This window comes from Dyadobacter chenhuakuii (genome assembly GCF_023821985.2).
Classification (GTDB): domain Bacteria; phylum Bacteroidota; class Bacteroidia; order Cytophagales; family Spirosomataceae; genus Dyadobacter; species Dyadobacter chenhuakuii.
In genome coordinates this window covers 5333316-5346196 of record NZ_CP098805.1, presented here as the reverse complement: position 1 = coordinate 5346196, position 12881 = coordinate 5333316, and the positions used below count along the sequence as shown (strand labels likewise).

General features: G+C 44.7%; 10 protein-coding genes. 6 read left to right on the top strand and 4 right to left on the bottom strand.

Annotated features, from left to right (window positions below; translation table 11 throughout):
- Positions 1-6: 6 nt before the first annotated feature.
- The 3 genes from NFI80_RS22315 to NFI80_RS22305 form a co-directional block, all read right to left on the bottom strand.
- On the bottom strand, positions 7-1020 hold the full coding sequence (locus NFI80_RS22315; RefSeq protein ID WP_235166397.1) for a hypothetical protein: 1014 nt from the start codon (positions 1018-1020) through the stop codon (positions 7-9).
- A gap of 2 nt (positions 1021-1022) precedes the next feature.
- On the bottom strand, positions 1023-2276 hold the full coding sequence (locus NFI80_RS22310; protein ID WP_235166396.1) for a tyrosine-type recombinase/integrase: 1254 nt from the start codon (positions 2274-2276) through the stop codon (positions 1023-1025).
- 363 nt (positions 2277-2639) lie between these two features.
- Entirely contained in the window at positions 2640-3623 is a 984-nt protein-coding gene (locus tag NFI80_RS22305; RefSeq protein ID WP_235166395.1) for a phosphotransferase enzyme family protein, read from the bottom strand.
- A 495-nt stretch (positions 3624-4118) separates the two neighbouring features.
- Here NFI80_RS22305 and NFI80_RS22300 point away from each other — a divergent pair, with 495 nt between their 5' ends.
- The 6 genes from NFI80_RS22300 to NFI80_RS22275 all read left to right on the top strand — a co-directional run bounded on the left by NFI80_RS22300 (position 4119) and on the right by NFI80_RS22275 (position 11808).
- Positions 4119-5519: an SGNH/GDSL hydrolase family protein gene (locus NFI80_RS22300; RefSeq protein WP_235166394.1), complete on the top strand. Its 1401-nt coding sequence runs from the start codon at positions 4119-4121 to the stop codon at positions 5517-5519.
- Positions 5520-5647: 128 nt separating this feature from the next.
- A complete protein-coding gene (locus NFI80_RS22295) occupies positions 5648-7090 on the top strand; it encodes an SGNH/GDSL hydrolase family protein (RefSeq protein WP_235166393.1) in 1443 nt (480 codons plus the stop codon).
- 298 nt (positions 7091-7388) lie between these two features.
- Positions 7389-8945, top strand: a complete 1557-nt coding sequence (locus NFI80_RS22290) for a sialate O-acetylesterase (RefSeq protein WP_235166392.1) — start codon at positions 7389-7391, stop codon at positions 8943-8945.
- Between the two features lie 129 nt (positions 8946-9074).
- Positions 9075-10655 carry a glycoside hydrolase family 43 protein gene (locus NFI80_RS22285; RefSeq protein ID WP_235166391.1) on the top strand — a complete coding sequence of 527 codons (1581 nt, stop codon included), beginning with the start codon at positions 9075-9077 and terminating at the stop codon, positions 10653-10655.
- A gap of 79 nt (positions 10656-10734) precedes the next feature.
- A complete protein-coding gene (locus NFI80_RS22280) occupies positions 10735-11193 on the top strand; it encodes a hypothetical protein (protein ID WP_233797392.1) in 459 nt (152 codons plus the stop codon).
- A 3-nt stretch (positions 11194-11196) separates the two neighbouring features.
- Entirely contained in the window at positions 11197-11808 is a 612-nt protein-coding gene (locus tag NFI80_RS22275) for a TetR/AcrR family transcriptional regulator (RefSeq protein ID WP_235166390.1), read from the top strand.
- Here the strand turns inward: NFI80_RS22275 and NFI80_RS22270 are convergent, their stop codons facing one another.
- Entirely contained in the window at positions 11809-12849 is a 1041-nt protein-coding gene (locus NFI80_RS22270; RefSeq protein WP_235166389.1) for an SDR family NAD(P)-dependent oxidoreductase, read from the bottom strand.
- Positions 12850-12881 lie beyond the last annotated feature (32 nt).

Sequence of the window (12881 nt, the reverse complement as noted above, 5' to 3'; positions counted from 1 at the left end):
AATGGATTAGTCGTGTAACCTGGAAGCATCTACCGAGGCGGTCACTTCATTGTAGAAAGCCCAGGCAACGTCATTTCTGTCTTTGTTTTCGAGCTGGGTAATGAAATCTGTGACAGCCAGATCAGATAGGATGTTCCGGCCGAACCGTATTGAAAAGCTGGCGGTATAGATATCAACCCGTTCCAGTTGGGTGCAATCGAAGAACCCATCACTAATCACACCGAGGTGCTTTAAAATGTAGGGTAATGCAAGGATGTGGGTGAGTTTATGGACGGTATTTTTCCTGGGGATGAAATCCAATGAGCTGTTCAAAATGCCGCGGTGACAGAGTTGCCCTTTGAAGCTTTCTACGTCCACGCCTTTCAAATAACTGTACATGTCACCTGCAGGACTTTTAGTAGGCCGATATACGGGAGCCGTCGGGGCGGAAGTTGTCGCCGGGATGTTTTGGGGCTGGGCTGTATGTTGGGCCAGATCAATGGCCCGTTGCCAAAACCTAAGTCCCATTCGTGGGTACTTGCTATAGCCATCAACAGGATAGAATTTGCTTTCAGCTGTGCGGAGCTTAATAAGATGTTCACTGACTTGCTTGGGACTAAGCTTATCCAGTATCAGCTGCCCTGATTCTATCCAATAATCGAATAGCGAGACATTGTTAAACGAAGCGGGTTGGCCGTAGATGACATAGTACAGGACTTCCCGCAGTTCTGTCCTGTTAAAATCAGGATCATCCTTTCCGAAAAAAGTTATCCCGGAAATGCGCTCAGAGAAGACAGCGAGTTCGCTTTCTCTGGAAGCAAGGAAACCGCCAATGATTTCTGACCGGAGATGAATTAATGCGGCCCATTCCACTAGCAGCTCGCCAAGTTGTTTAATAACGGCTTCCAGCTCGATGCCCCATTTTTGAAGGACTGTGGATTCACTTGTTGCAAACTCGATAATGCTGGGATCATCCTCATTGAAAAACCGGAAAAAACCATTTTTTTCTAGTAGAGCCAATCTTTCCGGAACGGTATCCATAGTTAAAAATTCAAAAGGCGGCTAGTGATCGTTTTTAAACGTTCGTCTTCAATACTTCCCACATAGCCCTCTGTGGTGGTGATACTTTTATGGCCGGTCATCGATTTGACCTCCATCAATGTACCACCTTCCGAGATCAGTTTGGTAACGAAGCTATGGCGCGCCACGTAGGTCGTTATCTCTTTTTCAATTTGAAGCTTCTCACCAATGCGCCGCATGTATTTGTTGATTTGCTTAACGAGCTGCTGCACAACCCTTTTCACTCTTAACGAATCCATACTTTCGTCCAGCACGGGGAAAATATAATTTTCATCAACAGGTGCATTGCCCCATTCCTCAATAATCTGTTTCATTCTAGGCAACAAGTGCACTTCTATCAGCGTACTATCGCGGTTGGTTCTTTTTGTTTTTTCACGCACAAAAACGACACGATCAGACCTAAGATTTGCATATTTGAGCCTTGCCATATCGGTTGGGTTCATTCCGTTACCCATGTACATGAAGAGCCAGTATGCCAGGTAGCGTTGTTCGAACTGGTCAGGTTGATAGTTGATGATTTTACGCAGATCTTCATTAGACAAAGCGCGTTTAGAATTCTTCTTGGTAGGGATTACATAGCGGCGAGGGCCAAATGGATACTCCTCCATTTTTTGTTTGTCGCTATCGATCATAATATTGACCACAGCACGTAGGTTCCGCAAATAAAATCCCACCGTAGTCAACGTGGCCCCATTGTCAACCATCCACTTCTCGTAGGCCCGCAGAAAACGGACATTGATGCTTCCCAATGAAAGCTTCTTTTTTGCGTGAAACTTCTTAAAACTAGTGAGGGCATTTTCGTAGGTGATCGCCGTCCCTATTCTGTCTTCGGATTTCAACGAAGCGATCTTTTCTTCGATCGCTTCAAAAACATCGTCCGAATCAGTAGAAGGCCGGTGGGCAGCCCGGTCCTCAAAAAAATCGAAGGTAAAAACCTTCATTTGGGAGATGATTTGATTGGCGTCATTGACGTGCTTGTTCAGACCATTGCTGACTGCTAGAAGCTGCGCGTACTCCTTTGTCCCAATGTATTTTTTTGCTCGCAGAAGCTCACAATCACGCTGCCTTACAAAATCTTCCTCAGTCATATCCTGACCTGTTGGGTAGTACTTGGATTCACGGCGGTACGTGATTCGAAGTTTTACCGGATACAATCCTTCTTTTTTTGCAAACCTTTTATCCAGGATGAGTGCCAATTTTGGGGCTGATGCTACCATACTGCAAGATTTTAATGTCAAAAATTTGCAAACAATTTGCAAACATTTTCAATAAATATAGGTAAACAGTAGTAAACTAAGAAATAAAAAACATCGAAATTAGCTCGTATGGGCGCTTTTACTTATAGGCATTTACCGCCATTTACCACTTTTCGCTGACTCATAATCAGTAGGTGCCTGGTTCGATTCCAGGTGGGCCCACTTGAAAATCAAGGACTTAGCTAAAAAAGCTAAGTCCTTTTTCTTTTGGTTGCAATAAAAGTTGCAATAGCTTTTGAGGGAAGTGGCATGCAAGACGCCGAAATAAAACTTTCCTGGGCATCAAAATGCCTTTTTGTAAATGCTGAACAGACAATGTTGTTTTTAGAACCAAAATTTCGTCTCTAGGTGTTTCAAAAATGTGACATAAACGTTCAATTGCGCAGGCTGTATAAAGCTGTAAAACTGATCATGGGTTGTATGAAAGCCCATATAAAACAACCAAAATCCAAGCGAGAGATATGGGACTGCCGCCAGCTCTTGCACACTAATTGCCCGATGTGACTGGTATCCGGAAAGGAAAATAGTATAGTTGTTATCAAAAGCCTGCTGCGTCATACGGCCTGCATAAACTTCGATAGCCATGTGTTGCCAGAATGATGCGATGTCATACATCAACCAACCGCGCCCCATAAAGTCAAAATCAAAAAATGTTATTGAATCTCCTACAAGGTGCATGTTTTTGGGAAGGAAGTCGAAATGACAATATCCGCTTGTAAATTTTGAGGTGTCAATGGAAGCCAAATGGCTGGCAACGCGACGCGCTGCATTTTGTAGCCAGGTGTAACTTTCCTGGTCATTCTCAAATGCTGCTTTTAGCTTGACCAACGGATCAAAAAGCGTCGTATTGTTATCAAAAGTCCATCTGTCTCCTGTTAATGTCAGCGCCGACGAAACCTTATGGAAGCGCGCCATTTGCTGACCAAAAATGTACAGCTGCCGTTCATTCAATGTTCTTTCTGCCTGACCAGGCGCGTAACTGAAAAGTACTGCACATCTTTGCCCTTCAATCGCGTTAATGGTCTGTATAGCTTCGCCATGACGGTCAATGATAGGATATGAAACGGGCACTGCTGCGTGCTTTAGAGTAAAAAGCAGCCCTACTTCCGCTTGAACATTAGAGAAGCTCCGATGAGACGAACGATAAAGACGAAGGATGAAGCGCCCTTGGAGCGAATTGATCAGGTACGTATCGCCTACACCCCGGACTAAAAGCGAGCAATCAACATTGTCTAATCTATAAGACTCTGCCACAAACTCCGCTAATGCAGACGGACATAGTGTAGAATAACTGGCAGGAAAGATCATTTTCTGGAATACTTGTTGGTCTGTCCGCATGTATTGTCGGCATTGGATACGTAATTAATTATCGATCAGACTAAATCAACGGTAAAATCATCTCAAAATAAGCTCTTTTTAAGTTTAGTCTTACATTATCATAAATTCGGGGAAGCCTGCAGGGCTTGCTCAATCTCCTTCTTAGCCGCCTTCCGGCATTCGACATTTACTCAATTTTCCGCTGCATTCGGAATTCATTTTCCGTTAAATAACCAGCACGGACCGCAGGAACATTATCCTATATTTTCGTCGCTTCGTTATAATGATATGCACTATCATTGAGCACAATTAACAGATAGTACTACAATCGTTAGATAATACTACAAGCATCCGACTCAACTTCATTTTCTGGAATCTGCCATTCAAAGCAGCAGGCATAATCACTTGTTATAACCCCAATTGTCTAATCTGAGGTTTTTCAGTGATCAGTTTCTGTTACATGTCCCATTTAAAAACAAATTGCGAATGAAGAAGTTGTTCCTATTAATCGCCCTCGCCGCATGTAATCAGCACTCACCCCGCTGGCCTGATCCGAAGCCAAAAGTGCCGGTTTACATTCCCACGGCAGAAGATTCCGCCAAAACGCGAGGGCCATTCATGCGCATTCACCCCATGGGCCGTTTTCCCGAAATGATTTATGACAATATTGAACGCAACCCAACACTCAAAATTGAAGAATGGCTATCATCGGAACTTCCTCTTGCCGATTTTGGCCGGATGCTCAAACCGGGACAGGAGATGGAGATGATTGCGTTCGGAGGCGGTCTGACTGCCGGAGTTATGAATGGCGGCATTACCCGGGAAAGCCAGCAAACCAATTACACAAATTTGCTCGCTCATCAAATGGGCATCAAAAACTTTGCGATGCCGCTGTTTGAAAAAGAAAATTATAATGGAACAGGTTATTGCGTATACCGTAATACGGAAAGCGAATACCCGCAATGGGACCGGGTTGTGAATAATACAATTTCGGTTGCTCCGGGCAGCCCGCCCACCATGCCCCGTTATCCGGGTAAGATTTCGAATTACGGATTATTTGAAGGCGGCACGGAATGGTTTGTTCCAGGCTGGGGCTGTGAGAATTGCGACTTGACTAAATTTCTGGTAACCAGATTTGACGGGCACATTCCAGCCGAAATACCCTACAATTTCGTAATCGTCGATGAGTTCTTCGACAGTTGGATGTATGGAATCCAAAATACACCCCGGATCGATCTTTTCAGTTATCCATTCAACGGCTCCATAATGAATACAGGCAGGATTGTGGATTATGCCATCAATTATAATTTTCACGGTAAGAAGGGTGTGATTTTTACCATCCCGCGATACCAGCATTTACCGTACATGAATTGGTATCCGATGGGGAAATTTAAAAATGTGTCTATCAGTTTTGATAAAAACCATGTTGGAGATGGTGCAATAAATCCTTTGAAACCATTTTCATTGATTCCGACTGCCAAGTTGGATGCCATTTGTAAAAGATCTCAAAATGGCTTTTTAGTCGCTAATTTTCCTGATGTCGAGGTAATTGACGCAGGAGAGACCTACGAGTCCGATCCACGACTATACTACAATCAAAAGATCAGAGACTACGCTGCAGAAAAAGATCTGGCCGTCGTCGATCTTTTTGATCTCTACCAGCGCATTTATCAAGGCGGCTATAAAACGGATGACGGAATCGCAATAGATGGCACTGCTCACGGCAATTTCTTTTCTTCGGACGGGATCTATCCTAACCCACTTGGACAGGCCATCATTGCAAATGAGGTAATCAAGGCGATCAATAATTATTACGGGGCAAAAATCCCTTTGATAGACCTTAAAGGGTTTGCTAAGTCCGTGGGGCCAGACAAGAATTTTCAATGATACACAAGCAGACATCTGTCTTCTGACCACGAATTCTCACAAAGTGTAACCTCGTAGCATTAGTTCACTTACTAACGATACCTGACTATAATTTTCATGTTCTCATATTTTATCTAAACAAAAAATCCATGAAGAAGTTGCTATTTCTCATTGCCCTTGTTGCATGTAATCAGCACTCACCCCGCTGGCCTGATCCGAAGCCAAAAGTACCGGTTTACATTCCCACGGCAGAAGATTCCGCCAAAACGCGCGGGCCATTCATGCGCATTCACCCCATGGGCCGGTTCCCCGAGATGATTTATGACAATATTGAACGCAACCCAACACTCAAAATTGAAGAATGGCTATCATCGGAACTTCCGCTTGCTGATTTCGGCCGGATCCTAAAACCGGGACAAGAAATGGAAATGGTCGCATTTGGCGGTGGGTTAACTGCCGGAGTCATGAATGGCGGCATTACGCGCGAGAGCCAGCAAACCAATTACACAAATTTGCTCGCTCATCAAATGGGTATCAAAAATTTTGCTATGCCCCTGTTTGAAAAAGAGCATTATAATGGAACGGGCTATTACGTATACCGTAATACGGATAGTGGATATCCGCAATGGGACCGGGTTGTGAATAATACCATTTCTGTCTCAGCTGGCGGCCTACCGACAATGCCGGAATATAAGGGGAAGATTTCCAACTTTGCATTGCCAGACGGTAGCGCAGAAAGGTTTATGATGGGCAATGATTGCGTAAACTGTGACTTAAATAAACTTTTTCTTTCGCGATTCAATCATTATAGGCGCCCATATCTGTCAGAAGCATTTAACGAAATCAAATCTGAAATACCCTATAATTTCGTGATCATTGAGGAATTTTTTGATCGATGGATGTACGGAATACAAACTGTAAGCCGGGTCGGCCTATGGGAATACTGCTTCAATGGATCGATTATGAATACTGGAAGGATTACTGACTCAGCAATTAACAACGTATTAAACAAGGGTCAGAAAGGTGTTATTTTCACTATTCCTCGTTTTCAGGATCTCGCTTATATGAAATGGTATTCGACCGAGGACCTGAAAAAGAGAACATCAAACATTTATATCACCTTTAATAAAAATAATGTGGGTGACGGGTTGGTAGATAGCGCAAAGCCGTTTTCCCTAATTCCAACAGCAAAACTTCATACTCTTTTTGAAAATTTTAAAGATGATGAGACTTTTAGGGCGAATCTTGAAGACAAAGAAGTTCTCGATTTCGATGAGTTATATATGGCTGACCCAGAGCTCTACTACAATCAAAAAATCAGAGAGTATGCAGCAAAAAGAGATTTGGCTTTAGTCGATCTTTTCGACCTCTATCAACGCATTCATAAGGGCGGCTTTAAGACGGATGACGGTGTATTAATCGACGGTTCACCTTCCGGAAATTTTTTCTCCTCTGACGGAATTTACCCGAGCCCACTTGGGCAAGCGATCATTGCAAATGAGGTCATCAAAGCTGTTAATCAACATTACGGTGCTAAAATTCCACTTATCAACATGTCGAATTTTGCAATGTCGGTCGACGTTAAAAGATAAAATTTATTGGTATCATCTATCATAATTCCTGACCATGAACATTTTTTCGAAATGCATATTTTTATGCACTTACTTAATATCCCAAATTTGCTGCGCGCAAACCGTATCGCTGTCATATCCGATCAACAATTCTGTGCTTCAGCGCAACATACAAAACAAGGCAACGGCAACAGTTTCAGGTCAACTTATTTCCAATAACCTTGCAGTTTCGCTGAGTTATAGGATTCGAACGGTAAGTGCAACAGGAATTCTTGGGGCGGCCGGGCCCTCTACCAACCTAAGTTTGGCAACAAACGGCATGTTTTACACTACACTCGTCGTCGATAAGGGTTGGTATTTAACTGAAATTCTTTTGAATGGTGTCGTGTATGCTTCGGCCAAATTTGGGATTGGCGATGTATTTATCATTGCTGGCCAGTCCAATGCGCAAGGAACAGGAAACGACAAAGATGCACTTCCATCAAATACAAATATTCCGGAGTGGGTGGTTGGCACCTTCGAGGATAAAACTTGCACAAAAAACTTTCCTGCATCTTTTACAAGCATGTTTTCATTGAATACCAGCGATCAAGCCAAACAATATGGACGATTAGGTCCATCGGGAAATAGCGTTTGGGCTTATGCTACGCTAGGCAAGCTTATCTCTGATGTAAATGGCGGAATGCCCGTTGCATTCTTCAATGCGGCCTCGGGAGGAACTACCATCACACAGTGGAAACAGGGCAGTGCGGGTGTTGAAGCCAAGCACCCCTACACGGGAGTACAGATATGTGTGGGACATAAGCAAGGTTCAATGATTCCTTCCGATTATTACGGCCAGCCTTACACAACGTTAAAAAATGCCCTGAATTATTATGGGTCTTTGTTTGGCGTACGGGCAGTGCTCTGGCACCAGGGAGAAGCTGACGCGGATTTGTCGATCAATGCCAGTTACAAAGCAACCAGTTCCGCAGATTATCAAACCAAACTGCAAGCCGTTATTGCCAAATCCCGCGCTGATTTCGGAGCACCAAATCTTACGTGGTATGTATCGAAAGCATCCATCAGCAAATTTGGACCTCTCAATTCTATGATTAGAACCGGGCAGGGCAACGTCGCAACAGGATTACCCAATCTAAACGGCTCCGAAACAGATTATGTAAGCGGAAGTTCCGGCACTACTACCGCAAGTGATGGCGGTGATGAATACCGAAGCGATAGCACCCACTTTTACGAAGGCGCTGGATCAATCAAAGGCCTTACCTGGCTTGCTAATAAATGGTTTTCGACCATTGGCGCATTAGTTAATCCGGTTGCGCCGGGCTGGGTGCCGCAACTGACCTACTCAAAAAATGCTGACTGGCGGACACTTACTGCACAAGGAGGGGCGGTTCAGTATATGTGGAGTAAGGTGGGTATCAATGGCCCTGCCGTGCCCGGTGGCAATGCGAGTGTGTATACGACGGATGAGAAATATTTGGGGATCCGCTGTTACATGAAGGATGCGAACGGCAACTGGCATGCATCGTCTGCGATCAATGTGGGAAAGTATGATAATCAGCGCGTAGCGGCTTACGTTGAAGAGAAGACAACAGAAAGTGAAGAACCCGGATTCGATCTGAATACATACCCAAATCCATTTACCGCACATTTCACGATTGCATTTGAAGTTCCTGAGAACAATAGCCAGGTCAGGTTAGAGATTGTAAACATGCAAGGCGAAATAGTAAAAACAGTCGTAGACAATCCCCACGCAAAAGGAAAATGGCAGTATGAAGTGCAAAACTTGCCTGACCAATCGACTGAAATTTTGTTTTGCAGACTGAAAATCAATGAGCATTCTACAATCAAAAAGTTGTTACAACTCACGAAATGATTGAAAAGAAGAAACATTCAACCTCATTTAAGCCCAAGGCACATAGATTTCGCGCAGACAGAATATCGATTTGGTTTCCTAAGTTGAAATAAAATCATTTCCTTAGCCGGAACAACCGATAACTGCAAAATGAAGCCTATATCCTTTCTTTTCTTTCTGATCCTGATTTCAATACCACATGCATTCGCACAAAAACCCAAGCCTAAACCAGCCCCTGGCCTGGTTGTCACTTACAGAAACCCGGTCATTGCGGGCGACTTTGCGGATCCTTCGGTGATCCGGGTGGGCGATATGTATTATGCTGTAGGGACTTCTTCGGAATGGGGACCGGCTTATCCTATATACAGCTCGAAAAATCTGGTCGACTGGGAGTATGTCGGACCGGTATTTAACGACTTGCCGGAATGGACGATGGGCAGTTACTGGGCACCGGAATTGTTTTTCCGGGATGGGACTTTCTATTGCTATTACACTGCCCGACGAAAATCCGATAAGCAATCTTTCATCGGTGTAGCAAGCACGAAGGATCTGAAACAAGGCTTCAAGGACCATGGCGTTATCATTGAATGGACAAAAGAGGCGATTGACGCTTTTATAGTGGAGGATAATGGCAAGCTTTTCATCACATGGAAGGCATATGGATTGGATAAGGACCGCGGGATCGAAATCCTGGGTGCAGAACTGGCTCCCGACGGATTAAAAGTGGCGGGCAAAGAATTTACCCTTATCAAAGCTGACCAAACTGGCTGGGAAGCCGGCGGCGCGGAAGGGCAATCGATCTTCAAACGAGGTAAATACTGGTATATGCTTTATTCAGGCAATGCTTGTTGCGGAGCCAATTGCGACTATCAGGTGGGTTTTGCAAGGGCGGAAAATTTGCAAGGACCCTGGACAAAATATGCCGGTAATCCTGCTCTTTTCGGCGATGAAACCTGGAAATGCCCGGGCCATGGAACCGTTGTGATGACGCCCGACAACCGCTATTTTTATTTACATCACGCCTACAACGGCGTTGACTTTACATTTGCAGGCAGACAAGGCGTTTTGAGCGAGCTGGTGTGGGACGAAACCACCAAATGGCCGGCTTTCCGATATGGAAAAACTACTCCCGCGCAGGCAGAAGCGCCCATCGCGATAGGTGCGCTGATCAACCACAACTTTTCGATCAATTACAATAAGGATACCCTCAAAGCACCCTGGGTTTATGATGTAAGCTTTTCTAAACCGAATTACGCAGTCCAAAACGGTGCATTACAAATCGAAAATGAGAACCGGACCAATACGGGGAATTTTCTGGGATTAACGATCAAAAATGGCAGCCATACATTCACAGCTGAGGTAACAGCCAAGAAAGACCTGACGCAGAACATCATGGTATATGGTGATGCCAAGAATGCGATCGGGTATGGCGTGCGGGATAACCACATTACATTGTGGCAGGTGAAGGATGGCGTGCAGGAAGTGATCAAAACGCAGGAGATTCCTGATAAATACAAAGACATTAAACTCAGCTTGCAGAGTCGTTATGGCCGTTTCTATGAATTTCGCTGGGATGTAAAAGGACAAAAGATCGACTCGCTGACGAGTGCGACGCAGATTGAAACTCCCTGGCTGCCACGCTGGGACCGGGCGCCAAGGGTGGGCGTAAATGTTGCAGGCAGCGGCTCCGGCAAAAGTGAGATCAGGGCCGTACAGATGAAGTATGATTGATATATTTTGTCCGTGAAAAATAACCGCTACATTTGCAAAACATACTGGTTAGTATGTTTTGCAAAATTGCTTTGCTGTTATGTATGCTATCCTTCTTTTCCTGCACGGAATTTTCCGGTGGCTCGTAGTCACGAGTCTTATTTACACGATTGTTATGGCCGTTAAAGGCTATTTCGAAAACACACCATTCACTAAAAAAACTGACCTGATAAGGCATTCAACTGCCACGATAGCGCATTTGCAACTCACGATCGGTTTTACGCTTTACACGCAAAGCCCTTTGGTAAAATACTTTTTCACTAATCCCAAGACATTCGATCTTTCTGAAATCACATTTTTCAGCATCATTCATGGAACGGCCATGCTCATTGCCATCATTGTTATCACAATCGGATCGGCGTTAGCAAAGCGAAAAGTGAATGACCGCGATAAATTCAAAACAATCCTCATTTATTACAGCATTGCTTTGCTGATCATTTTCCTTGCTATTCCTTGGCCGTTCTCACCACTTTCTCAGCGGCCGTACATCCGGTTTTAAGACATGAATAAATCTGCCGGAACACGTCTGGACATTTTGCAAAAGGCTTTTGAACTGATCTATAAGAATGGTTTTCAGCCAACGAGCATTGATACGATCATTGCCTCCACGAATGTGACGAAAGGTGCATTCTTTTATCATTTTAAAAACAAAGAAGAAATGGGTCTGGCATTGATCGCAGAAGTTCTATCGCCTGGCATGCACGAGGCTATGATCGAGCCATTACATCATGCCAATGATCCGCTTAAAGCACTTTATAAAATGATGCAGGGGCTGCTGATGGAAAATTCATTTTTCCGCATTGAATATGGCTGCCCGGCGGTGAACCTGACCGAGGAAATGGGGCCGCTTAATGAGCAATTTGGAAATGCATTGAGGCAGCTGCTGGTAACCTGGCAAAGCGCCATTCAGCTCGTGATTGAACAAGGGAAAAAATCAGGAGAAATTAAGGAAAGCGCTGATCCTGTGCACATTGCGATTTTTATCACCGCAGGTTACGCCGGAATTCGGAATATGGGAAAAATAATGGGAAAGGACTGCTATACCGGCTTCTTAGCACAATTCAGCACTTTTCTGGATTCGTTGCGGCCACACAGTCCTTTACCCAAACATTAATTAAGTTTCATTATTTTGCAGTGCGGCCCGGTCGCTGATTGACGCTACTTTTCCTTTCGATTTATCCGATTCACTCTCATAACCTTTACGGATCACAGCGCCTTCCGGGCCGGACTTGGGCAAAAATCTGTTTGCGATGGAAGCTGCCAGTGATACGAGGCTAGGGCTTGCACCCTGCAATGCAACGGCCATTTTTGCCGTATTCGTCAGGACGATTTCCGTTTCCTGGTAAGCGATAGCATCAACAATGTCTGCCGCCGCCTGGGCTGCATCCTGGGAAAGCAGCGGTGAAGAGCCCGCAATCTTGAACCACGCATATTCTGCCTCGTGGTCGCCTTTTAGGGAAACATTTCTTGGACTTCCAGTCCGCATCAGGTTTGGGATCACGGTTGTGACGTGAATGTTGTCTTTTTTCAGCTCTGCGTGAAGCCCTTCCGATAAAGCAACCATTGCAAATTTACTAACGCTGTAAGGCAGCAAATGCGGAACCGCAACTTTTCCCCCTATCGAGCAGATATTGGCAATCCGGCCTTCTTTCTGCTCGTGAAAATGAGGCAATGCGGCTTTGATCATGTACAAAGCAGCCCAGAAATTAGTATCCATAGCCGTTTTGTAATCTTCTACATCCATCACATTTTCCGGACCCACCAACATTACGCCCGCATTATTGATCAACAAATCAATCCGACCGAACTGAGAAATGGTGGCTTCAATGACGCGGGAAGCGTCACGCTGGTCACTGACATCCGCTTTCAAACCAAGCACAATGGAGCCCATTTGCCGGAGTTCCTGCTCAGCCACTTCAATCTGCTCTCCATTTCTTGAACATATCACCAGGTTCGCCCCTTTTGCAGCCAGCTCTCTCGCCAGCAACAGGCCCAGCCCACGCGCTCCACCTGTGATTACCACCACTTTATCCTGAAAATCAAACTTGATCATCTCTTTATAGAAATGTCTGGCCGCGGCATATAAGCCCAGTCCTGCGGCTGCCCACAAGGCCGTTTTCCCTGAAAAGAGTCCTTGATTGCTGTTATTTTCCATAATCAGTAGGTTCTAATGTGATTATGAAAGGC